Annotated in this window: 17 protein-coding genes; 14 read left to right on the forward strand and 3 right to left on the reverse strand. The window is 67.5% G+C overall.

Annotation, left to right across the window (positions count from 1 at the left end):
• Positions 1-268: 268 nt before the first annotated feature.
• Complete coding sequence (locus tag AC5P56_RS04020) at positions 269-898, reverse strand: OmpW/AlkL family protein (RefSeq protein ID WP_014648239.1); 630 nt, start codon at positions 896-898, stop codon at positions 269-271.
• A gap of 192 nt (positions 899-1,090) precedes the next feature.
• Between AC5P56_RS04020 and gap the strand changes: the two genes are divergently transcribed.
• The 8 genes from gap to AC5P56_RS04060 all read left to right on the forward strand — a co-directional run bounded on the left by gap (position 1,091) and on the right by AC5P56_RS04060 (position 12,900).
• Positions 1,091-2,095 carry a type I glyceraldehyde-3-phosphate dehydrogenase gene (gap, locus tag AC5P56_RS04025; protein ID WP_005414333.1) on the forward strand — a complete coding sequence of 335 codons (1,005 nt, stop codon included), beginning with the start codon at positions 1,091-1,093 and terminating at the stop codon, positions 2,093-2,095.
• A gap of 125 nt (positions 2,096-2,220) precedes the next feature.
• Positions 2,221-4,899: a DUF2339 domain-containing protein gene (locus tag AC5P56_RS04030; protein WP_241887067.1), complete on the forward strand. Its 2,679-nt coding sequence runs from the start codon at positions 2,221-2,223 to the stop codon at positions 4,897-4,899.
• On the forward strand, positions 4,896-6,272 hold the full coding sequence (locus AC5P56_RS04035; RefSeq protein ID WP_032962132.1) for a DUF3999 domain-containing protein: 1,377 nt from the start codon (positions 4,896-4,898) through the stop codon (positions 6,270-6,272). The genes AC5P56_RS04030 and AC5P56_RS04035 overlap by 4 nt, the downstream gene beginning before the upstream one ends.
• Positions 6,273-6,897: 625 nt before the next feature.
• The gene (locus tag AC5P56_RS04040; protein ID WP_014648236.1) at positions 6,898-8,073 is read left to right on the forward strand and encodes a phosphoglycerate kinase; all 1,176 of its coding nucleotides are present in this window, start codon (positions 6,898-6,900) and stop codon (positions 8,071-8,073) included.
• Entirely contained in the window at positions 8,070-8,723 is a 654-nt protein-coding gene (locus tag AC5P56_RS04045) for an HAD hydrolase-like protein (protein ID WP_241887066.1), read from the forward strand. Before AC5P56_RS04040 ends, AC5P56_RS04045 begins: the two co-directional genes overlap by 4 nt.
• 210 nt (positions 8,724-8,933) lie before the next feature.
• Positions 8,934-10,400 carry a pyruvate kinase gene (gene pyk / locus AC5P56_RS04050; RefSeq protein WP_032959168.1) on the forward strand — a complete coding sequence of 489 codons (1,467 nt, stop codon included), beginning with the start codon at positions 8,934-8,936 and terminating at the stop codon, positions 10,398-10,400.
• A 223-nt stretch (positions 10,401-10,623) separates the two neighbouring features.
• Positions 10,624-11,628: a class I fructose-bisphosphate aldolase gene (locus tag AC5P56_RS04055; RefSeq protein WP_014648233.1), complete on the forward strand. Its 1,005-nt coding sequence runs from the start codon at positions 10,624-10,626 to the stop codon at positions 11,626-11,628.
• Between the two features lie 129 nt (positions 11,629-11,757).
• Positions 11,758-12,900: a hypothetical protein gene (locus AC5P56_RS04060; protein ID WP_014648232.1), complete on the forward strand. Its 1,143-nt coding sequence runs from the start codon at positions 11,758-11,760 to the stop codon at positions 12,898-12,900.
• A gap of 92 nt (positions 12,901-12,992) precedes the next feature.
• On the opposite strand, the gene AC5P56_RS04065 is transcribed toward AC5P56_RS04060, so the two are convergent.
• The gene (locus tag AC5P56_RS04065; protein WP_014648231.1) at positions 12,993-13,592 is read right to left on the reverse strand and encodes an O-acetyl-ADP-ribose deacetylase; all 600 of its coding nucleotides are present in this window, start codon (positions 13,590-13,592) and stop codon (positions 12,993-12,995) included.
• Between the two features lie 273 nt (positions 13,593-13,865).
• Positions 13,866-14,825 carry a cysteine synthase A gene (gene cysK / locus AC5P56_RS04070; protein WP_046432270.1) on the reverse strand — a complete coding sequence of 320 codons (960 nt, stop codon included), beginning with the start codon at positions 14,823-14,825 and terminating at the stop codon, positions 13,866-13,868.
• A gap of 208 nt (positions 14,826-15,033) precedes the next feature.
• Between cysK and AC5P56_RS04075 the strand changes: the two genes are divergently transcribed.
• From AC5P56_RS04075 to AC5P56_RS04100, 6 genes are all read left to right on the forward strand, one after another.
• Positions 15,034-16,017, forward strand: a complete 984-nt coding sequence (locus tag AC5P56_RS04075; protein WP_495231470.1) for a LysR family transcriptional regulator — start codon at positions 15,034-15,036, stop codon at positions 16,015-16,017.
• A gap of 641 nt (positions 16,018-16,658) precedes the next feature.
• Positions 16,659-17,078, forward strand: coding sequence for a DUF2946 family protein (locus AC5P56_RS04080; RefSeq protein ID WP_049404920.1), 420 nt, complete (start codon positions 16,659-16,661; stop codon positions 17,076-17,078).
• A gap of 72 nt (positions 17,079-17,150) precedes the next feature.
• Positions 17,151-19,214, forward strand: coding sequence for a TonB-dependent copper receptor (locus AC5P56_RS04085; protein WP_495231471.1), 2,064 nt, complete (start codon positions 17,151-17,153; stop codon positions 19,212-19,214).
• A 273-nt stretch (positions 19,215-19,487) separates the two neighbouring features.
• On the forward strand, positions 19,488-20,594 hold the full coding sequence (locus AC5P56_RS04090) for an efflux RND transporter periplasmic adaptor subunit (protein WP_134809224.1): 1,107 nt from the start codon (positions 19,488-19,490) through the stop codon (positions 20,592-20,594).
• Entirely contained in the window at positions 20,591-23,716 is a 3,126-nt protein-coding gene (locus AC5P56_RS04095) for an efflux RND transporter permease subunit (protein ID WP_032957173.1), read from the forward strand. Before AC5P56_RS04090 ends, AC5P56_RS04095 begins: the two co-directional genes overlap by 4 nt.
• On the forward strand, positions 23,709-24,311 hold the full coding sequence (locus tag AC5P56_RS04100; RefSeq protein ID WP_126411301.1) for a GNAT family N-acetyltransferase: 603 nt from the start codon (positions 23,709-23,711) through the stop codon (positions 24,309-24,311). The genes AC5P56_RS04095 and AC5P56_RS04100 overlap by 8 nt, the downstream gene beginning before the upstream one ends.
• The last annotated feature ends 18 nt before the right edge of the window (positions 24,312-24,329 follow it).

The raw sequence follows: 24,329 nt of genomic DNA on the forward strand, positions 1-24,329 counted from the left end.
GCCTTTGCTTGAGCTGGTACGCACGCGGTGATGGGAAGGGGCAAGGCGGGGAGCGGAGCCGGGACCGTTGGCGCCATGGATGGCGCCATCGAGCCCCCAGGGATGGGTTTACGGCGTGTCCCGGCTCCGCTCCCTGCCTTGCCCCAGCTCCGGAACCGCTTCAGTCCCAGGCACAAAAAAGCCCCGGCAATTACCGGGGCAACATGCTGCGAGGGTTCTGCGTGTAGCGGGGGAGCGGGGGCGAAGCCCCCGCGCCCAATACACCGCTTTAGAACTTGAAGACGTACGAAGCGCCGTAGACCAGCGGATCGATGTTGACCGTGCCGATCTTCTCGCCGTTCAACTTCACCTTGCTGTCGATGTCGATCCAGCGCATGTCCACGCGCAGGGCGCCCTTCTCGCCGATCGCAAAGTCCACGCCGGCGTGTGCGGCCAGGCCCCACGAATCCTGCAGCTTCAGCTTGCTGCCGGCCAGCGCACCCGTAGTGTCTTCGCTGAAGAAGGTGGTGTAGTTCAGGCCGGCGCCGACGAACGGCGACACCTTGCCCTTGCTATTGAAGTGGTACTGCAGGGTGACCACCGGCGGCAGCTGCTTGGTGCTGCCGACGCGGCCCAGGCCGTTGATGTTGATGTCGTGCTTGAACGGCAGCGCGGCCAGCACTTCGATGCCCAGGTTGTCGGCGATGAAGTACTCGCCGGTGATGGTCGGCTTGACGTCATTGTCGACGTCGACCTTCAGGGTGCCGCCGGCCAGCCAGCCGTTGTTCGACTTCGGCGCCACCTGGTGCACGCCGGCCGAGACGGTCCAGTCGCCCTTGGACTGGGCCATGGCCGGGGCGGCGGCGAGCGACAGGGCGGCGGCCAGGCTGGCCACGATCAGGGGGGAGGTCTTGCGCATGGGGGTGTTCTCGTTGCTGGGTGGATGGCGACAGTCTCGGCCTCACGCCGCGCTAACGCTTTGATCCGGATCAAATCCTGTCCGTGGGCCGGCCGGCGGTCCCGGCTGGCCCACGGTGGCCAGCGGCGGTTTGCTAGACTTGTGGGCCCTATCCATCCCGCCGCACCTGTCGCGGCCGCAGGAGCTTGAGAAATGGCAATCAAGGTTGGTATCAACGGTTTCGGTCGCATCGGGCGTAACGTCCTGCGCTCGGCGGTGCTGAACTTCGGCGACGACATCGAAATCGTGGCCATCAACGATCTGCTGGAGCCGGACTACCTGGCGTACATGCTCAAGTACGACTCCGTGCACGGCCGCTTCAAGGCCGACGTGGCGGTGCAGGGCAATGACCTGCTGGTCAACGGCAAGAAGATCCGCCTGACCCAGGAACGCGACCCGGCCAACCTGAAGTGGGATGAAGTCGGCGCTGATGTGGTGCTGGAAGCCACCGGCCTGTTCCTGACCAAGGAAACCGCGCAGAAGCACATCGATGCCGGCGCCAAGAAGGTCATCATGTCGGCCCCGTCGAAGGACGACACGCCGATGTTCGTGTACGGCGTGAACGACAAGACCTACGCCGGCCAGGCGATCATCTCCAACGCTTCGTGCACCACCAACTGCCTGGCCCCGCTGGCCAAGGTTATCAATGACAAGTGGGGCATCAAGCGCGGCCTGATGACCACCGTGCATGCGGCCACCGCCACCCAGAAGACCGTCGATGGCCCGTCCAACAAGGACTGGCGCGGCGGCCGTGGCATCCTGGAAAACATCATTCCCTCGTCCACCGGTGCGGCCAAGGCCGTCGGCGTGGTCATTCCGGAACTGAACAAGAAGCTGACCGGCATGAGCTTCCGCGTGCCGACCTCGGACGTGTCGGTGGTCGATCTGACCGTCGAGCTGGAAAAGGAAGCCACCTACGCCGAGATCTGCGCCGAAGTGAAGGCACAGAGCGAAGGCCCGCTGAAGGGCATCCTGGGCTACACCGAAGACAAGGTGGTGGCCACCGATTTCCGCGGCGAAACCTGCACCTCGGTGTTCGACGCCGATGCCGGCATCGCCCTGGACGGCACCTTCGTCAAGCTGGTGACCTGGTACGACAACGAGTGGGGCTACTCGAACAAGTGCCTGGAAATGGCCAAGGTCATCGCCGCCAAGTAAGGCCGGCGTAGATCGCAGACGAACCCCGGCCTGGCCGGGGTTCGTCGTTTAAGGGGCCCACCCTGTCGTAGCATGGGGCGGTCGACCGCTGCCGCTGTGGCGCGGGAACGCAATGGAAGCACGCAATGGAAGCACTGATCGCACTGGTCGTATTGGTCCTGTTGGCCATCCCCCTGCTGCTGGTGGTGGCGCTGGTGATGATCTCCGGCCTGCGCCGCCGCGTCGCGGCGCTGGAAAGCGCGATGGCCGCCGCGCCTGCCACCGCCAGGCCGGCCGCCAGCGCGCCCACGCCCGAACGGGCTGCGGCCACGCCCACGGCCAGTGCCGATCCACCGTTCCTGCGGCCGGTCGCCGCTGCTGCGCCGCACCCCCCGCAGCCACCGGTGCGCGAAGCAGCGCCGACCGAGGCGCCTGTTCCCCGACCTGCTGCGCCACCGCCGGTGCCACCGGTGCCGGTGCAGCCGCCGCTGCCTTCCGAGCCGGCACTGCCCAACGTCATCGAGCGCGGCATCAGTGCGGTCAAGCGCTGGTTCACCGAAGGCAACGTGCCGGTCAAGATCGGCATGCTGGTGCTGCTGGCCGGTGTCGCGGCGCTGCTGAAGTACGTCAGCGACCAGGGCTGGCTGGTGTTGCCGATCGAGCTGCGCTTGGCCGGCATCACCGTGGGCGCGCTGGGCCTGCTGGCCTTCGGCTGGCACCAGCGCGAGCGCCGGCGCCTGTTTGCGCTGGCCTTGCAGGGCGGTGCCATCGGCGTGCTGCTGCTGACCATCTTCGCGGCCTTCAAGCGCTTCGACCTGATTCCGCCGGGCTTCGCCTTCGCCAGCTCCATTGCCCTGGTGGCCGGGCTGTGCGTGCTGGCGGTGGTGCAGAACTCGCGCACGCTGGCCGTGCTGGGGATCCTGGCCGGCTTCATGGCACCGCTGTGGCTGTCCACCGGCAGCGGCAATCACGTGGGGCTGTTCAGCTATTACGCGGTGCTCAACGCGGGCATTTTCGCCATCGCCTGGTTCCGCCCTTGGCGCGCGCTGAACCTGCTGGGCTTCGCCTTCACTTTCGGCATCGGCACCTTCTGGGGCGTGCTGCAGTACGTACCGGACAAGTTCAGCAGCACTGAGCCGTTCCTGCTGTTGTTCTTCGTGTTCTACCTGCTGATCCCGCTGCTGTACGCGCGCCGCCAGCCGGCCGGCCGGCGCGATCTGATCGATGGCAGCCTGGTGTTCGGCGCGCCGCTGGTCGCATTCTCGTTGCAGGCAGGCATGCTGCACGAACAACCGATGACGCTGGCACTATGCGCGCTGGGCCTGGCCGCGATCTACGCGGTACTGGCACGGGCGCTGATCGCACGTGCGTCGTACACCATGCTGGCGCAGTCGCATGCCGTGCTTGCGGTGGGCTTCGCCACGCTGGCGGTGCCGCTGGCCTTGTCGGCGCGTGCCACCGGTGCCGTGTTTGCGCTGGAAGGTGCAGGCCTGGCCTGGTTGGGGCTGCGCCAGAAGCGCTGGCTGCCGCAGGTATCCGGCGCGTTGCTGCAGATCGGCGCCGCATTCGCCTTCGTTGCCGGTGGCGACCACTGGCACGAAGACCTGCGCTTCCTGATCAACCCGACCGCCATCGGCGCGCTGTTGCTGGCCCTGGCCGGCTTCGCGTCGGCGTGGAGCTACCAGCGCAGGTCACGTCATGAGGTCGCACTGGTGTACTACCTGTGGGGCCTGCTGTGGTGGCTGGGCGGCCTGATCCATGAGATCACGCGCTTCTTCCCGTACCGCACCGAAGTGGACGCGTTGCTGGTGCTGGCCGCGGTCACTGCCTGGCTGGTGGCCGAAGTGCAGCGTCGCCAGCCGGCGCGTGCACTGGGCGTGACCGCACTGGCCATGCTCGCGCTGGGCTTCCCGCTGGCCCTGGTGCAGAGCGATGCACACCACCAGCCGTTCGCAGGTTATGGCGCGCTGGCCTGGGCGGTGTTCGCGGTGCTGGGCGTGCGGACCCTGCTGTGCCTGCGCCAGGGCGGCGATACCGTGGCCCGCATCGCGCAGTTCCTGTGGTGGCTGCTGTGGCCGTCGCTGCTTTCGCTGCTGGCCCTGTGGGGCGGTGGCGAAGCCGATCTGGCGCAGGGCTGGACGACCCTGCTGGTGACCTTGCCATGGCTGCTGATGGCGGCACTGTCGCTGTGGCGCTGGAATGCGCTGCGCTGGCCATTGGGACAGGCCTTCGACAGCGTGCGCGTCCCGCTGCAGTGCGTGCTGTTCGGCCTGCTGTCGATCGGCTGGCTGTTGGGCCAGCTGCTGCCGGGCGACGCTGCACCGCTGTTGTGGCTGCCGGTGCTGAATCCGGCCGAGATCGGCCAATGGTTGAGCCTGCTGCTGCTGGCGCGCTGGCTGTACGGCGATCAGCAACCGCAGGCACCGCAGGCATTGCTGAACATCCGCATGCCGCTGCTGGCACTGGCGGCCTTCGTCGCACTGACCAGCCTGGTGCTGCATGGCGTGCACCAGTGGGGTGGGCTGGCATGGAACGCGTCGATGATGCGCTTCAGCCTGGCCCAGACCAGCCTGACCGTGTTGTGGAGCGTGCTGGGCGTGATTGCCTGGGTGTGGGGTTCGCGTCGTGGCCAGCGTGTGCTGTGGATGGTCGGTGCCGTGCTGATGGGCGTGGTACTGGCCAAGCTGGTCATTGTCGATCGCCAGCACCTGGGCAACCTGCTGGGCATCGCATCGTTCATCGCCTACGGCCTGCTGTGCACGGTCGTGGGTTATCTGGCACCGGCTCCGCCGAGCGTGGCGCCGACCGTGGAGGAAAAGCAATGAGGAAGTGGAGCAGGGCGCTGCTGCCGGCGATGTTCGGCATGCTGGCCGCCGTCGTGGTGCAGGCGGCTGATTACCGCACGCAGTATGCCGAGCAATGGCCGCTCACATTGTCCAGCGCGCAGTCCGGTGCCTACCGCATCGTGCTGGAGCCGGCGATCTACCGCCGTGCCGTGAGCCCCGACCTCAGCGACCTGCAGGTGTTCAATGCAGCCAGCCAGCTGCTGCCGTCGGCACTGCTGGCGCCGGACCAGCCGCTGGCGCAACCGCCGGTGCAGCGTGAACTGCCGTGGTTCGTGCTGCCGCCGCTGGCCGATGCCCAGCGCAACGATCTGCAGCTGCTGACCGAGCGTGATACCGATGGGCGCGTGCGCCGGGTCGAAGCACGGGTGAGTGGCGGGGCGACGGCGAACGGGCAGGGCGGCTGGCTGATCGACGCCAGCATGCTCGACCAGCAGCCGCTGGCGGCGCTGGTGCTGGACTGGGCCGACAGCGGCCAGCCGCTGCAGGCGCAGGTTCAGCTGGATGCCAGTGATGACCTGCAGCACTGGCGATCGATGGGTCGCGACGTGCCGCTGGTGGATCTGCAGCGCGCCGGCAAGCGCCTGCTGCAGCGCCGCCTGCAGGTGGACGGCACTGCACGCTACCTGCGCATCCTGGCGCAGGGCGACTCGCGGCTGCCGACCCTGCGCGGCGTGTTGGCGGAACTGCCGCCAGCGCCGGCCACGCTGCCGTGGGAATGGCTGTCGCTGGAGCCGACGTCGAAGGGCAAGGGCGAATACACCTTCGAGATGGATGGCCGGTTCCCGGTGGCGCGCGCCGATGTGGCCAGCACCGACAACAGCCTGGTGCAATGGACGCTGTTCAGTCGTGATGACGAGAGTGCCGAGTGGCAGCGCCGCAGCGCGCCGTGGATCGCCTACCAGGTGCAACAGGGCACGCAGGGCCAGCGCCAGCAGTCGGCGGCGCAGCCGCTGGGCGGCGTGCACCGCGACCGCTACTGGAAGCTGGTGGCGAATCCGGCGGAATCTGCCACTGCGCCGACGCTGCGCCTGGGCTACCAACCGGAAGTGCTGGTGTTCCTGAGCCAGGGTGCGGCGCCCTACGCACTGGCGGTGGGCAGCGCGACCGCGCGCCGCACGGACGCGCCGATCGGGGTGTTGATCGAGGAACTTCGGCAGCGCAACGATCCGTCGTGGCAGCCGACGCTGGCGCGACTGGAAGGCAGCCCGGAACCGCTGGCGGGTGACGCGGCGCTGAAACCGCAGCATGACTGGAAGTCGTGGCTGTTGTGGGCGCTGCTGGGTCTGGGCGTGCTGGTGGTGGGTGGCTTGGCGCTCAGCCTGCTTCGGCAGAAGCCGACGCCTTCGGCTTAGGTTCCGGCGAACGGCGCAGCCCCTCGTGGGTGGCTGCAAAGCGCGATCCCGGGGATGGGCCGAGCGGGTGGGCTGGGCAGGGGACGCCGTGAATCCGTCCCTGGAGGCTTAGCCGCGCCATCCATGGCGCGGATACCCCTGCCCAGCCCACCCGCCCGGCCTCTGACAGTTTCCGTGTGCGTCCACCCACGGAAAGAAAAAAAGAAGAGCAAAAGCTGCTTGGCTGGGCGCTCTTTGTAGAGCCGAGCCCACGCTCGGCTGCTGCTCGCGGTAGACCCAGCCGAGCATGGGCTCGGCTCTACATTAGTTTCTCCGACATCAGAAACCGCTCTTGCTCCTGCCTTTGCCATCCGCTCCGCCTCATGAACCTGTCAAGGCCGGGATGGTGTGGGGTGGCAGGGGTGTGAGCCGCATGGATGCGGCGACCAAGCCCCCATGGACGGGTTTACGGCGTCCCCTGCCACCCCACAGCACCCCGGCTCACCCTCAGCACCAAGAAGCGCCAGCGCTTTGGCTGTTGCAGTTCGCTGTTGCCGTACGCCTCTGCCTGCCGCAGGCATCGCCACCCGATACAATGGCCGCCTGCCGTAGCCCGGCATCCCGTCCCTGAGCCAAAGAGTTGCCCATGTCCATCGTCCGCATGACCGACCTCGACCTCTCCGGCAAGCGCGTGCTGATCCGCCAGGATCTGAACGTGCCGATCGAGAATGGCCGCATCACTTCCGAACAGCGCATCACCGCTTCGCTGCCGACGCTCAAGCGCGCGCTGGAGCAGGGCGCGGCAGTGATGGTCACCTCGCACCTGGGGCGCCCGAAGGAAGGCGTGTGGAGCGAGGCCGACTCGCTGGCGCCGGTCGCCCAGCGCCTGTCCGAGCTGCTCGGCCGCGAGGTTCCGCTGGTGCGTGACTGGGTCGACGGCGTCGACGTGCAGCCGGGCCAGCTGGTGCTGCTGGAAAACTGCCGCATGAACGTCGGCGAGGGCAAGGACGACGAGGCCCTGTCGAAGAAGTACGCCGCCCTGTGCGACGTGTTCGTGATGGATGCCTTTGGTACCGCACACCGCGCGCAGGCCTCGACCCATGGCGTCATCCGCTTCGCCCCGGTCGCGGCCGGTGGCCCGCTGCTGATGGCCGAGCTGGACGCGCTGGCGCAGGCGCTGGACGCACCGGCCAAGCCGCTGCTGGCCATCGTTGCCGGCAGCAAGGTCAGCACCAAGCTGGAACTGCTGGCCAACCTGGTCGGCAAGGTCGACCAGCTGATCGTTGGTGGTGGCATCGCCAACACCTTCATCGCTGCCGCCGGCTACAAGGTCGGCAAGTCGCTGTATGAGCCGGACCTGCTGGACACCGCGAAGAAGATCGTGGCCGATGCCAAGGCGCGTGGCGCCGACATCCCGCTGCCGGTCGACGTGGTCACCGCCAAGCAGTTCATGCCGGACGCTGTTGCCGAAGTGAAGGCGGTCGACGCCGTCGCCGAGGACGACCTGATCCTGGATATTGGCCCGCAGACCGCTGCGCAGTACGCGCAGCTGATCGGAAAGGCCGGCACCGTGGTCTGGAACGGCCCGGTCGGCGTGTTCGAGTTCGAAGCCTTCAGCAAGGGCACCGAAGCGCTGGCCCGCGCCATCGCCAGCTCGCCGGCATTCTCCATCGCGGGCGGTGGCGACACCCTGGCGGCGGTCGACAAGTTCGATATCGCCGGACAGGTCAGCTATATCTCCACTGGCGGTGGTGCGTTCCTGGAGTTCCTGGAAGGCAAGACCCTGCCGGCCGTCGCCGCGCTCGACGCGCGCGGCGCATGAGTGCCGACCGTAGCAAGGATGTCCTGTTCTTCGACCTCGACGGCACGCTGATCGATTCGCAGGTGGGCATCACCGCCTGCATCGCCTATGCGCTGCAGAAGATGAACCATCCGGTGCCGCCGCAGGAGACGCTGCTGGGCTGGATCGGTCCGTCGCTGCGCACCACCTTCGCGCCGCTGTTCGTCGAACCGGCACGGGTGGAACAGGCGGTGGGCTACTACCGTGAGCGCTTCGACGTCGAAGGCTGGCGCGAACACACGGTGTACCCGCAGATGGAAGACACGCTGCGCACGCTGCATGGCCGTGGCCACCGCCTGGCGGTGGTCACCGCCAAGAACGAGCCGCATGCGCGCCGCATCCTTGCGCACCTGCCGTTTGGCGGGCTGTTCGAGGAGATCATCGGTTCGACCCTGGATGGCTCGCGCAGCCACAAGCCGGAGCTGGTCGGGGAAGCTCTGCGCCGGCTGCAGGTGCAGCCCGCACAGTGCTGGATGATCGGCGACCGCCGCATGGACATCGAAGGCGCGCGTCACCACGGCCTGCGCAGCGTGGGTGTGCTGTGGGGCTTTGGCGGTGAGGCGGAACTCACCGCGGCCGGCGCTGGCCAGCTGGCACGCGAACCGGCGCAGCTGGAAACGCTGCTGGCCTAGCTTCCTGTAGCGCCGAGCCGATGCCCGGCTGCTCCGGCGAGTGGCCAGCCGGGCATGGGCTCGGCTCTACGGAATGCCCTGCGCCAGCGTATGTCCGGACAATGTCCGTTGCATGACCTGCGGAGTCAGGCAGCACAAGGCTGTAACCGTATACATGCGGCGTGAAGGATGTGCTAATTTCCGTTCTTTAACGGGAGAGGCCCATCCACCATGTTCGAGCGTCAGCGTCGCACCAAGATCCTTGCCACCCTCGGTCCGGCCACTGATCCGCCGGGCGTGCTGGAGGATCTTTTCCGCGCCGGCGTCAATGTGGTGCGCCTGAACTTCAGCCATGGCGATCCGTCCGGCCAGGCCAAGCGTGCTGCCGAAGTGCGCGCCGCGTCGGCCCGCGTGGGCGTGGAAGTGGGCATCCTGGCCGACCTGCCGGGCCCGAAGATCCGCATCGAGCGCTTCGCCGAAGGTAAGGTGCAGCTGAAGGCGGGTGACCGCTTCGACCTGATCGCCAGCGAGAACGCCGGCCCGGGCAACGCCAGCCAGGTGGGCGTGAGCTACCTCGGCCTGCCGCAGGACGTGGGCCCGGGTGATGTGCTGCTGCTCGACGACGGCCTGATGCAGCTGCAGGTGGTGGAAGTGCAGGGCGAGCGCATCGTCAACACCGTGCTCAACGATGGTGTGTTGTCCGACCGCAAGGGCCTGAACAAGCAGGGCGGCGGCCTGTCGCTGGGTGCCCTGACCGAGCGCGACAAGGAACTGATCGGCATCGTTGCCAAGATCGGCGTGGACTTCATCGCCGTGTCGTTCTGCCGCAACGCGCAGGACATGAACGACGCGCGCGACATCGCCCGCTCGCACGGCTGTGATGCCGCCCTGGTGTCGAAGATCGAGCGCACCGAGGCGATCGAGAACCTGGAAGAAATCGTCGAGGCCAGCGACGTGGTGATGGTTGCCCGTGGCGACCTTGGCGTGGAAATCGGCGATGCCGAGCTGCCGGGCCTGCAGAAGAAGATCATCAAGGCCTCGCTGGCGCAGAACAAGGTGGTGATCACCGCCACGCAGATGCTGCAGTCGATGGTGGAAAGCCCGATCCCGACCCGCGCCGAAGTGCTGGACGTGGCCAACTCGGTCATCGACGGTACCGACGCGGTGATGCTGTCGGCGGAAACCGCCGCCGGTGCCTACCCGGTCAAGGCGGTGGAAGCGATGGCACGCATCTGCCTGGGTGCCGAGCGCCAGTTCCAGACCGAGACCGATTTCAACGCCTCGCCGCGCAACCTGGAACGTGCCGACCAGGCAATTGCCATGGCCACCATGTTCCTGTCGCAGCATGTGGGCGTGCGCGCGATCGTGGCCATGACCGAATCCGGCGGCACCGCGCGTTACCTGTCGCGTTTCCGCGCCAAGGCGCCGGTGTTCGCGGTCACCCGCCACGACGGCGCGCGTCGCCAGATGGCGCTGATGCGCGATGTGTTCCCGATCAACTTCGACAGCCGCGGCCTGACCCCGCGCGAAGCGGCGCGCGGCAGCATCCGCCTGCTGGTCGAATCGGAACTGCTGCAGGCCGGTGACCGCGTTGTGTTCACCAGCGGCGAGCACATGGAAACCCATGGTGCCACCAACACCCTGCGCCTGCTGGAAGTGGGCGAGGATGGCCGCGCCATCGGCCTGGGCGATCTGTAAGCCCTGACGGTCGGGTCGGCGCTGCCGATCTGGGGTCAGAGCCCTGAAGGGATCTGACCCCGTACTGACCAGGGGTCAGATCCCTGAAGGGGCTCTGACCCCATGCCGCAGGACATCCTTTGTCCTGCGTAGACGTGGAAGCGTTTCCATCCTGTCCTCCACGGCGAGGCAACGGGCAGCAGGGCTATACTTACGTTTTTCCCGCACCCGCCACAGGAAATACATGAGCATCGAACAGCTGGCTGAAACCGCCCAGGCCATGGTCGCCCCGGGCAAGGGCATCATCGCGATCGACGAATCCACCGCTACCATCGCCAAGCGTTTCGCCGGCGTCGGTATCGAGAACACCGAGGAGAACCGTCGCGCCTACCGCGAGCTGCTGCTGACCACGCCGAAGCTCAACGAGCACATTTCCGGCGCCATCCTGTACGACGAGACCATCCGCCAGTCGACCAAGGACGGCGTGCCGTTCGCCAAGTACATGGCCGACCACGGCATGATTCCGGGCATCAAGGTGGACAAGGGTGCGCACCCGCTGGCCGGCTGCCCGGGCGAGCTGGTGACCGAAGGCCTCGACGGCCTGCGCGAGCGCCTGCAGGAGTATTACAAGCTGGGCGCGCGCTTCGCCAAGTGGCGTGCGGTCATCAACATCGGCGAGAGCATCCCGTCGGGCACCTGCATCGAGTCCAACGCCCATGCGCTGGCCCGCTATGCAGCGCTGTGCCAGGAATGCGGCCTGGTGCCGATGGTCGAGCCGGAAGTGATCATGGACGGCGACCACGACATCGAAACCTGCTACGAAGTCACCGAAGCCACCCTGCGCTCGCTGTTCGACGCGCTGTACCAGCAGAACGTGCTGCTGGAAGGCACCATCCTGAAGGCCTCGATGGTCATCTCCGGCAAGGACTGTGAAGAGCAGGCCGATGTCGAGGAAGTGGCCGAGTCGACCGTGATGTGCCTGAAGAGCACCGTGCCGGCGATCCTGCCGGGCGTGGTGTTCCTGTCCGGTGGCCAGAGCGACGAGCAGTCCACCGAGCACCTGAACGCGATGAACCAGCTGGGCAACCTGCCGTGGCCGCTGAGCTTCTCCTACGGCCGCGCCATGCAGCAGGCCGCGCTGAAGCTGTGGGCCAAGGACATGAAGGGCAACTACGCTGCTGCCCAGAAGACGGTGTACGAGCGCGCCAAGGACAACGGCCTGGCCGCGCTGGGCAAGTGGAACGGTTGATCCGTCCCATCGCCGGATGAACAAGGCAGCGCCGGCATCACGCCGGCGTTTGCTTTTGCGGGTATCTTTTCCGCCCCCGCGTGCCTGGCCGGTATGCGGGAACCACATGGAAGGCCAAGGAGAAACAACATGCGTTTGGCAGCAATCACACTGGCCGTTGCCACGGTCCTGGTCGCCAGCGGTTGCAACCGCATCGGCGGCGGCGCGGACGCGGGCAAGGCCGCGTCACTCGATTTCGACAAGCCGGTATCCGGCGAGATCACCTCGCGCAGCGGCATCAACTACAACGACGGCAGCCACCACCAGCTCTACCAGATCAAGCTGGAAGACAAGCAGCTGGTCGGGCTGAAGCTGACCGGTTCGCTGAGCGGCTCGATCGCCGTGTTCAACAACGGCAGCCTGGTGGCCAGCAGCAACACCGGCTACGAGCGCGAAGGCGACGTCTCGGTGGCCTTCCGTGCCAACGGTGGCGGCACCTACCAGGTGGCGGTCAACGCCAACGGCTCGACCGACTACGGTCCTTACCGCCTGCGCGCCGAGAAGTTGGTGCCGTACGACGGCAAGCCGCTGGCGGGCAGCGGCGAGATCGTCGACATGCTGGCCGGTGGTTCCCAGGACTACACCCTGCAGGTGGACAAGGCCGGCCTGTACGAGATCCGCCTGGTGTCGGATGTCTTCGATCCGGTGCTGAAGCTGTCGGGCCAGGGCGTGGATGCAGAGAATGACGATGGCGGCGACAGCACCAACTCGCGCCTGACCCTGTCACTGAAGCCGGGCAAGTACACCCTGACCGCGCGCGGCCTCGGCGACGGCGTCAGCGGCATGTTCACCCTGTCGGCCAACCGCATCGAGCTGCCCGGCAATCTGGTCGAGCGCGATGGCACGGCACTGCCGAAGTCGGGCAGCGTGTACACGATGCTCGACAACGATGGCCGTCGCCGCTTCCTGCTGTCGCTGGACCGCCCGGCCGATGTGCGCCTGGATGCGATATCCAGCCAGGTTGATACCGTGCTGCGCGTGGTCGGCGGCGATGTCGAGCTGACCGACGACGATGGTGGCAACGGCACCAATTCGCGCTTGGAAGAGACCCTGCCGGCCGGTCATTACACGGTCGACGTGTCCAGCCTGAACAATGGCGCGGGCATGGTGGAAGTGCGCGTGCAGGTGGATGGCGCCAGCGCCGATGGGGCTGCGGCCTCGGCGGCACGTGCCGCAGCCGACGCAGCCGCCGTGGCCGATGACGCCGCCGCGGTGGAAGCTGCCAGCCGTTGAGCGTGCCCCACGCCATGCGTGGCTGAGCACGACGGTGCAACGGAAAAGGCCGGGCACTGCCCGGCCTTTTTCTTTACGTCGCGCACCGGGATTCAGTGCGCGGCGGCAAAACCCGCATCGCCCAGGGGCGGCAGCATCGACCCGCGCGGTTCGCTGTCCGCGCTTTGCCCGGCGGCGCTCAACGCCTGCTGGTAGGCCTTGGCCGTAGCGGTATTGAACGCCACCAGCACGATGCGCATCGGTTGCGCATGGCTGCGCTGCCACGCCAGTGTTTCGGTCACTGCGATCTGCGCCGCCTGGTACAGCGGATAGCCATAGACGCCGCAGCTGATCGCCGGGAACGCGATCGACTGCACGCCCAGCGACTCGGCCAGCTGCAGCGACTTCCAGTAGCAGTTGGCAAGCAGCGCCGGTTCGTCGCGCTGGCCGTCATGCCAGACCGGGCCCACCGTGTGCAGTACATGGCGCGCCGGCAGCGCATGGGCGCTGGTGGCGCGCACTTCGCCCGTCGGGCAACGCACGCCCGGGCGCAGCTCCGGCAACTGCGCGCACTCGGCCAGCAATGCGGGGCCGGCCGCGCGATGGATCGCGCCGTCGACACCGCCGCCACCGAGCAGTGTTTCGTTGGCCGCGTTGACGATCGCATCCACCGCCAGGGTCGTGATGTCACCCTGCCAAACCTCGATCTTCATGCGTCCGTCTCCTGCCTGTGAGGTGATCCGCGCAGCATCTGCGCCGGCTGTTCCCACGGTAGGGGACAGGGCATCGATACTGCGTCATGACCGTCTCACGCGCTGCGATCCGACGGCCTTCACGCACGATGGCGGGCGACGCCTTCACGCAGGCTGAAGCAGAACGGGGTCAGATCCTTTCCCGCATGGGAAAGGCTCTGACCCCTGTCGCTGATCCACGCGGGTGGGGTCAGAGCCCTTTCCCTGCGGCAAAGGGATCCGACCCCGGGCGGTTTACGGCAGGCCGGCCAGCCAGTCGTCGTCGGAGCCTTCGTTGACATCGGCGAACAGCGGTGTGGAGAAATAGCGTTCACCAGTGTCCGGCAGCATCGCCAGGATCACCGAGCCGGGTTCGGCGCGGGCAGCCACGTCCAGCGCGCTGGCCACGGTGGCACCGGCAGAGATGCCGACGAAGATGCCTTCCTCGGCGGCCAGGCGGCGCGCGGTGGCGATCGCGCGGTCATCTTCGACCGAGACCAGTTCGTCCACCACATCGCGGTTGAGCACGTCCGGCACGAAGTCCGGGGTCCAACCCTGGATCTTGTGCGGCTTCCAGTCATCGCCCTTGAGCAGGGCGGCGCCGGCCGGCTCGGTGGCGATGATGCGGGTCTGCGGGCGCGCGACCTTCAGCACTTCGCCCACACCAGTGAGCGTGCCGCCGGTGCCCCAGCCGCTGACGAAATAGTCCAGCCGCTTGCCGGCGAAGTCGCGCAGGATTTCCGCGGCGGTGGTGTTGCGGTGATAGGCCGGGTTGGCCGGGTTGGCGAACTGGCTGGCCAGGAACCAACCGTGCTGTTCGGCCAGTTCGGCTGCCTTGCGCACCATGCCGCTGCCGCGTTCGGCAGCCGGGGTCAGGATCACCTTGGCACCATAGGCACGCATCAGCTTGCGGCGCTCGACCGAGAAGGTCTCGACCATGGTCGCCACGAACTTGTAGCCGCGCGCTGCGGCGACCATCGCCAGTGCCACGCCGGTATTGCCCGAGGTGGCCTCCACGATGGTGTCGCCCGGCTTGAGCAGGCCACGCGCTTCGGCGTCGAGGATGATCGCCAAAGCCAGGCGGTCCTTGACCGAGCCGCCCGGATTGAACGACTCGACCTTGGCGTAAACGCTGACCTGCGGCGGTGCCAGACGCTGCAGCTTGACGATGGGGGTGTTGCCGACGGTGTCGAGGATGGAGTCGTACAGGGCCATGGAAGCGCTCCGGAAACGGGGCCGCGCCGGGTTTCGGCGGGCGAAGGGGGAGGGCTGGCTGTTCAGGCCAGCGGCTGCCGGCTGACCGTAGCGCCGGCATATGACGCCCGGAAATGACCAGATACCTTTCTTAAACAACCTTTGGTTATAAGCTGGTGACGGCAATTGACCCTAGAGTGGACCTCCGCCCCACGCCGCCTGCCTGCCCATGACGCTGACCCAGCTGCGCTACCTGGTTGCCATCGCCGACGCCGAGCTGAACATCACGCTGGCCGCCTCGCGCGTGCATGCCACCCAGCCGGGCTTGTCCAAGCAGCTCAAGCAGCTGGAGGACGAGCTGGGTTTCCTGTTGTTCGTGCGCAAGGGCCGCAGCCTGGAGTCGGTCACCCCGGCCGGGACCGAGGTGATCGCCCGCGCCCGCGCCGTGCTGGCCGAGGCCAACAACATCCGCACCTACGCGGCCAACCAGCGGCGCGAGAGCCAGGGCCAGCTGATCCTGACCACCACCCACACCCAGGCGCGCTTCGTGCTGCCGCCGGCGGTGGCGGCGATCAAGCAGGCTTACCCGCAGGTCAGCGTGCACCTGCAGCAGGCCGGTGAAGCCGACGCGCTGGATCGCTTGAACCAGGGTGACGCGGATATCGCCATCATCAGCACCGCTGGGGGGGAGCCCACCGATGGCATCGCGGTGCCACTGTTCCGCTGGCGACGCCTGGTGGTGGTGCCCAAGGGCCACCCGCTGGACCGCGCCGGGCGTGCACCGGACCTGGCCGCGCTGGCCCGGCAACCATTGATCAGCTACGAATCCTCGACCCGCCCGAATTCGTCGCTGCAGCGTGCGTTTGCCGCCAACGGGCTGGTGCCGGATCTGGCGCTGACCGCGCTGGATGCCGATCTGATCAAGACCTATGTGCGTACCGGCCTGGGCGTGGGCCTGCTGGCCGAAATGGCGGTCAGTTCCAACGACGAAGACCTGAGGTCGTGGCCGGCGCCGGACCCGATCAGCGAATGCATCGCCTGGGCGGTGCTGCCGCGCGACCGCGTGCTGCGTGATTACGCGCTGGAGCTGGTGCATGTGCTGGCACCGCAGATCGATCCGCGCGACCTGCGGCGGGTGCTGGATGGCAACCAGGGGGCCGCGTGGCCGGTGCCACCGACCTGGGAATCACTGACCCAGACCATCACGGTGTGAGGGGGGCGAGCAGGGCTTGCAGCCCTGCACCTGCCGAATCAATGGCAACAGCCGAAGCAACAGCAACAGCCGAAGCAACAGCAACAGCCGAAGCAACAGCTGGCTTCCGTGGGAGGCGGGGCGGTGTGGGCAGGCAGGACACGCCGTAAACCCATCCCTGGGGGCTCGATGGCGCCATCCATGGCGCCAACGGTCCTGTCTGCCCACACCGCCCCACCTCTGACAGATCTTCGCGGCTGTTGGTAGGTGTCGACCTTGGTCGACACGGTAGATCCACGCCATGCGGGGATGAAAGCTGTCAGATATCGAAATACATCTGGGGTCAGATCCGTTTTCCTTCGGAAAACGGATCTGACCCCAAAGCCGTTCCAACAGACCGCAGGAAACTGTCGAAGGCGGGGTGGGTCCGGTTGCGGGAGTGTCCGCGGCATGGATGCCGCGGCCAAGCCCCCATGGATGGGTTTACGGCGTCTCCCGCAACCGGACCCGCCCCGCCTACCCACAGGAACCCGCTTTTGCTGTTGCTTCGGCTCTTGCCGTGGACGTGGCCTCTGCAGGTGCAGGGCGCAGCCCTGCCGATAAACCCCTCCTGCGACGGTTCGTCGCACGGGCAACCCTGGACCCAGCTCTACACTAGCGGGATGACCCGGCTGTCCCGCCCGCAGCGCCTTCTGCTCCAGCTTGCCGTTCTGGCGACGCTGCTGATGGTGCTTGCGCCGCTGGTCAGCCGCGCGCTGCAGGCGCCATCGGTGGGCCACGCTGCGATGGCCGGCATGGACCACGCGCACATGCATCACGATGGCGCCGGATTGGGTCAGAGCCCTCTGCATGGGCAGAGGGATCCGGCCCCACCGGCCGATCCCCACGCCATGCACGGCGAAGCCTGCGAATACTGCGTGCTGGCGATGCGCCTGCTGCCGTGGCTGGCCGTGCTGGTGCTGCTGTTGCCGCTGTTGTGGCGGCCGCGGCTGGTGTTCCCCTGGTCGCGGCAGGTGCTGCCCGCGCTGTGCTGGCCGGCGCATGCCGCGCGTGGGCCGCCGCCTTTCTCCATCGTTCGCTGATGTCCCTGTCGAATCTGCCGCACGACGCCTGACCGGGCGCCGTGCGCGCGTGCGTACCTTGGAGCTGTTCCGATGAAAATGACTTCCCGCCCCGCGGGCGCCTGTGCGCGCCTGCCGGTTGCCCTTGGCCTGGCCGCAGCTGCAACGCTCGCCCATGCCGCGCCCGCCGAAGAGGCGCGTACCCTCGACACCCTGGTGGTCACCGCTGCCGCACCGTCCTCGCCACTGCACTGGGTGACCGACCCACGCCTGCCGCGGCAGCCGGTACCCGCCAGTGATGGCGCCGATTACCTGAAGACCGTTCCCGGTTTCTCCGCCATCCGCAACGGCGGCACCAACGGTGACCCGGTGCTGCGCGGCATGTTCGGTTCGCGCCTGAACATCCTCAGCAATGACGGCAACCTGATCGGTGCCTGCCCGTCGCGCATGGACAATCCGCTGTCCTACATCGCGCCGGAGAGCTTCGACCGGCTGACCATCATCAAGGGCCCGCAGAGCGTGCGCTGGGGCGCAGGTGCCTCGGCTGGCACCGTACGCTTCGAGCGCGATACACCGCGCTTCGAAGAGCCGGGCCTGCGTGCCGATGCCAGTGCGCTGGTCGGTTCGCGCAACCGCAACGACCAGGTGCTCGACCTGACCCTGGGCAACCCGACCGGCTATGTGCGCGCCAGTGGCAACCGTTCCGAAGCCGATGACTACAAGGACGGCCACGGCGATGTGGTGCCATCGAAGTGGCGCAAGTGGAACGGTGACGTGGCGATCGGCTGGACGCCGGATGCCGACACGCTGCTGGAAATTTCTGCCGGTGCCGGAGATGCGATCGCACGCTATGCGGGACGGGGCATGGACGGGGCCGCGTTCGAACGCACCAGCTATGCCGCGCGTTTCGAGAAGCGTAACCTGCCGGGTGCGTGGGACACGGTGCAGGCCAACGTGTACTACAACGAGGCCGATCACGTGATGGACAACTACACGCTGCGTGCGCCGAACCCGAACAGCATGATGCCGATGCCGATGGCCTCGAACGTGGATCGCCGTACCCAGGGCGGCCGGGTCAGTTCCGAGTGGCGCTGGCAGGACGTGCAGCTGGTGGCGGGCGTGGACGGCGAAGACAGCCGCCATCGTGGGCGCATGGGCATGGGCCGCGGCACCTATCGCCAGGTGGCGTGGGAGACCGATGCCCACTTCCGCCGCTATGGCGTGTTCACCGAGTTGACCCTCGGCGCCGGCACCGATCAGCGTTGGATCAGCGGCCTGCGCATCGATCGCGCCAGCGTGCGCGACGAGCGGCAGTCGCTCCGCGGAATGATGGGCAACATGCCCAATCCGACTGCGGGCCAGCGTCGCAAGGAATGGCTCGGCAGTGGCTTCCTGCGCTACGAGCAGGACCTGGCCGACGGCCTGACCTGGTACGCCGGCCTCGGCCACAGTGAACGCATGCCCGACTACTGGGAGCTGTTCTCGCCCGACCACGGCCCGGCCGGTGCGGTGAACGCGTTTGCCGGCATCCAGCCCGAGCGCACCACCCAGCTCGACGCTGGCCTGCAGTACAAGGGACCGCGCGTGCAGGCCTGGGTCTCGGCGTACGCCGGGCAGATCCAGGACTACATCCTGTTCACCTACCACCGCAGCGGCGCGATGGGGATGAGCCAGGCCAGCAACGTCGATGCGCGCATCGCCGGTTCCGAGGCGGGGCTGGAAGTGAGCGTGGCCGAACAGTGGAAGCTGGGTGGCACGCTGGCCTATGCCTGGGGCGAGAACCGCGACCAGCAGCGTCCGCTGCCGCAGATGCCGCCGCTGGAAGCGCGCCTGAGTGCGAACTGGGAAGGCCAGCGCTGGAGCGCCGGTGCGCTGCTGCGCGCGGTGACCCACCAGCACCGTGTCGCAGATGGCCAGGGCAACGTGGTCGCACAGGATCTTGGGCCGAGCGCGGGCTTTGCCACCTTCGCGCTCAACGCGGCGTACCGTTTCGGTTCGCAGCTGCAGCTCAGCGCAGGCGTCGACAACCTGTTCGACCGCGCCTACAGCGAGCACCTGAACCTGGCCGGCAGCGCCGACTTCGGCTTCCCGGCCGACCCGGTGCGCATCAACGAGCCGGGGCGCAGCGTGTGGATGAAGCTGAACTACCGGTATTGATCCGCCGGATGTAAAAAAACGGGGCCGGATCCCCGCCAGGATCCGTCCCCGCCCGACGCCCTCCGTCGGGCAGCTTCGACTCTACGATGACTGACCCGGTGGTGCACGACGGGATACACCCCGATACACGCCGACACTGCCCATGGCAGCCTTGCACGGAATGGGTTCAAGGCGCTATCGCAGCCCTGGTTCCACGCTGGTAAACGCTTGGCACATACCGCTTTCAGGGGCACTTGCCTACACTCGGCGGCCGTGGATCAATTTGGACCGTTCATGTTGGCTCGTATCGCTTCGACCCTGGCCCTTGGCCTCAGCCTGGCCATGCTGGCCGGGTGCGCAGGCAAACAGGAGGCCGCCGCGCGTCGGCAGGGAGAAGCGGTGCCGGTCACTGCGCAGGTCGTGCAGTCCCGTCAGTGGAGCGACACCCTGCAGGCGCTTGGCACGGCCAAGGCGCGCGAATCGATCAGCGTGACCGCCAAGGTCAGTGAGATCGTCGAGAAAGTGCATTTCGAAAGCGGCCAGCACATTGCGGCCGGTGCGCCGATCGTGACCCTGCGTGGGCAGGCCCAGGAGGCCGCGCTGGTGCAGGCGCAGGCGACCTTCCATGAAGCCGATCAGCTGTACAAGCGCCAGCGCGAGCTGGCCGCCCAGCGGCTGGTGTCCAGCGCCACGCTGGATACGCAGAAGTCGATCCGCGATGCCGCCGAAGCGCGCGTGATGCAGATGCAGGCAGACATCGGTGATCGCCGCGTGCGCGCGCCGTTCGCCGGCGTGCTCGGCATCCGCCAGGTCAGCCCTGGCTCGCTGGTGACCCCGACCACGGTCATCGCCACGCTCGATGACATCGAGCACATGCACATCGATTTCCAGGTGCCTGAAGTGGAACTGGCTGCGCTGGGCGTCGGTGACAAGGTCAGCGCCACCAGCGTGGCCTGGCCGGGCCGCACCTTCGAGGGCGTGGTCAGCACCATCGATGCGCGCATCGACCCGGCCACCCGTGCCGTGACCGTGCGCGCCGACTTTGCCAACGGCGACCATGCGCTGCGTCCTGGCATGCTGCTGGACGTGCGCCTGTTCCGCCCCGAGCGCCCGGCGCTGGTGATTCCGGAAATCGCCGTGGTGCAGGTCGGTCGCGATACCTTCGTGTACCGCATCAAGGCTGACGACAGCGTCGAGCGTGTGGACGTGGTGACCGGCGCGCGCCGTGCCGGCGTGGTCGAGATCAGGCAGGGTCTGGAAGCGGGCCAGCGCATCGTGGTCGATGGCACCGGCAAGCTGCGTCCGGGCCTGAAGGTTGCCGCCAAGGACGCAGCGCCCGCCAGTGGTGCAAAGCCCGCTGAAGACGCTGCGCCGGCCGCGGCCGAGGGCCACGGCGGATGAAGCTGTCCGACATCTCCATCCAGCGGCCGGTGTTCGCCGTGGTGATGAGCCTGTTGCTGCTGGTGCTGGGCGTGATGTCCTTCACCCGCCTGACCCTGCGCGAACTGCCGGCCATCGACCCGCCGATCGTCTCGGTCTCGGTGGACTACACCGGCGCCTCGGCGGCGGTCATTGAAAGCCGCATCACCCAGGTGCTGGAAGATGCGCTGGCCGGCATCGAAGGCATCGATACGATCAACGCGCGCAGCACCAACGGCCGCTCGCAGGTCAGCATCGAGTTCACCTCCAACCGCGATATCGAAGCGGCGGCCAACGACGTGCGCGATGCGGTCAGCCGCGTGGCCGACCGCATGCCGGAAGAGGCGCGGCCACCGGAGATCGCCAAGGTCGAAAGCGATGCCGACCCCATCATCTGGTTCAACATGGTCTCCTCGACCATGGACACGCTGGAGCTGAGCGACTACGCCGACCGTTACGTGGTCGATCGCTTTTCCAGCCTCGATGGCGTGGCCCAGGTCCGCATCGGCGGCCGCCAGCGCTATGCGATGCGGATCTGGCTGGACCGGGACCAGCTGGCCGCACGCGGGCTGACCACCGGCGACGTGGAAACCGCGCTGCGCAACGAGAACGTGGAGCTGCCGGCCGGCCGCATCGAGTCGACCGACCGTGATTTCACCCTGCGCGTGGAGCGCAACTACATCAAGCCCGAAGACTTCGCGACCATCCCGCTGGGCAAGGGCCGCGACGGTTACGTGGTGCGCATGGGCGACGTGGCGAAGATCGAGCTGGCCTCGGCCGAACGCCGCGCGTACTACCGCAGCAATGGCGAGCCCGGCATCGGGCTGGGCATCGTCAAGACCTCCACCGCCAACTCGCTGGACGTGGCGCGTACCGCGCGCGCTGAAGCCGAGCGGGTGGCGCTGACCCTGCCCAAGGGCACGCAGATCTTCGTCGCCTTCGACAACACCACCTTCATCGAAGCGGCGGTGGACCGCGTCTACGCCACGCTGGTGGAGGCGATGATCCTGGTGCTGGTGGTGATCTGGCTGTTCCTCGGCAGTTTCCGCGCCGCGTTGATCCCGGCGGTGACGGTACCGGTCTGCCTGGTCGCGGCGTTCATCGCACTGTATGCGTTCGATTTCTCGATCAACCTGCTGACCCTGCTGGCGCTGGTGCTGTGCATCGGCCTGGTGGTGGACGATGCGATCGTGGTGGTGGAGAACGTGCAGCGCCGCATCGACCTGGGCGAACCCCCGCTGGTGGCCTCCAAGCGCGGCACCGCGCAGGTCGCCTTCGCGGTGATCGCCACCACCGCCGTGCTGGTGGCAGTGTTCCTGCCGGTCGGCTTCCTGGAAGGCAACACCGGGCGCCTGTTCCGCGAGCTGGCAGTGGCGCTGGCCGCCGCCGTGGCGTTGTCCGCGTTCGTGGCGCTCACACTGACGCCGATGATGGCCTCCAAGCTGCTCAAGCCGCACACCGGGCAGGCGCCACGTGGCCTGCACGGCTTCATCAACCGCAACCTGGAACGCCTCGCGGGTGCCTATGGGCGGGTGCTCGATCACCATGTCGACCGCACCTGGATCTACCTGCTGGTGATGGTGGCCGCGCTGGTCGCCAGCTGGGGCCTGCTCAAGCTGCTGCCCTCGGAACTGGCGCCGGCCGAAGACCGCGGTTCGTTCCAGATCATGATCGACGGCCCGGAAGGTGCCGGCTACGACTACACCGTGCAGCAGGTGCAGCAGGTGGAGGCGCTGCTGGCCCCGCATGTCGGCCCGGACAAGCCGATCGTGCGTGCCAACCCGCGCGTGCCCGGTGGCTTCGGTGCCAGCGAGGAAATGCACACCGGCCGCGTCAGCATCTTCCTGCAGCCGTGGCGCCAGCGCAGCGAGGCCACGCCGGACGTGGCCAACGAACTGCAGAAGGAACTGGACACCATCCGTGGCGTGCGTGTGCGTACCCAGGTCGGTGGCGGCCTGGTGCGCAGCGGCGGGCAGCCGTTCCAGATCGTGCTGGGTGGGCCGGAATACGCGGAGATCGCGCAGTGGCGCGACCGCATCCTGCTGCGCATGGCCGACAACCCCGGCCTGGTCGGCCCCGACTCGGACTACAAGGAAACCCGGCCGCAGATGCGGGTCAACATCGACCGCCAGCGTGCGGCCGATCTCGGCGTGCCGGTCACCGCGATCGGTTCGGCGCTGGAAACCATGATGGGCTCGCGCCGCGTCACCACCTTCGTCGACAACGGCGAGGAGTACGACGTGCTGGTGCAGGCCGGACGTGACGGTCGCGCCAGCCCGGCCGACCTGGCCGCGATCCGCGTGCGCGCCACCTCTGGCGAACTGGTGCCGCTGTCCAACCTGGTCACGTTGAGCGAAGTGGCCGAGGCCGGCACCCTGAACCGCTTCAACCGCCTGCGCTCGATCACCATCAGTGCCGGCCTGGCGCCGGGCTATCCGCTGGGCGAGGCCATTGCCTGGGCGCAGAACGTGGCCCAGGAAGAGCTGCCGCAGTACGCGCAGGTGAACTGGAAGGGTGAATCGCGCGAGTACCAGAGCGCCGGTGGCGCCGTGCTGCTCACTTTCGCCATGGCCCTGCTGGTGGTCTACCTGGTGCTGGCCGCGCAGTTCGAGAGCTTCATCCACCCGCTCACCATCATGCTGACCGTGCCGCTGGGCGTGCTCGGCGCGCTGGTCGGGTTGTGGGTGAGTGGCGGTACGGTGAACCTGTTCAGCCAGATCGGCATCGTGATGCTGGTTGGCCTGGCCGCGAAGAACGGCATCCTCATCGTCGAATTCGCCAACCAGCTGCGCGACGATGGGCGCAGCGTGCGCGAGGCGATCATTGAATCGGCGATGGTGCGCCTGCGCCCGATCCTGATGACCTCGATCGCCACCGTGGTCGGCGCCATTCCGCTGGTGGTGGCCGGTGGTCCCGGTTCGGCCAGCCGTGGCACGATCGGCATCGTGATCATCTTCGGCGTGACCCTCTCGACCTTCCTGTCGCTGTTCGTGGTGCCGGCGTTCTACGCGCGGCTTGCCCCGTACACCCGTTCGCCGGAAGCGGTGAAGCGCGAGCTGGAGAAGCAGGAAGCGGAATCGCCGTCGGTGGGCGGCCATGCCTGACCGGCACGCCGACGGGGTCGGGTCCCTTGCTGACGGGGTCGGACCCCTTTCCCAAAGGGAAAGGGCTCTGACCCCACTTCGAGGCGACGGCTTCCAGCTGCGCCCCTGGCGCCCGGATGATCTGGAATCGCTGCTGCGCCACGCCAACGATCCCGAGGTGTCGCGCGGCCTGCGCGACCGTTTCCCGTACCCGTACACGCGCACCGATGGCGAGGCCTTTCTCGCCGGCCGCGTCCTGGCCCCCGGAACCCTGAATCTGGCCATCGAGATCGACGGCCAGGCCTGCGGCAGCGTCGCTGCCCAGCAGGGCATGGCCGAGCGTGGGCACACCGCCGAACTGGGCTACTGGCTGGGCCAGGCCTATTGGGGGCACGGCGTGATGACCCGTGTGGTCGGGCTGTTCGCACCGTGGGTGATGGACGAGCTGCGCCTGTTCAGGCTGCAGGCCACGGTCGTCGACTTCAACCTCGGCTCGGCGCGGGTGCTGGAGAAGAACGGCTTCCAGGAGGAGGGCGTGGAGCGCTGCGCGGTCTACAAGCGCGGCGTGCTGCACGACCTTCGCCGTTTCGCCCGGGTACGCACCCAGCTGCCGTGAACACGCGGGCTGGCCGCT

It is taken from the genome of Stenotrophomonas sp. YJH_SMC_131, from assembly GCF_059367975.1.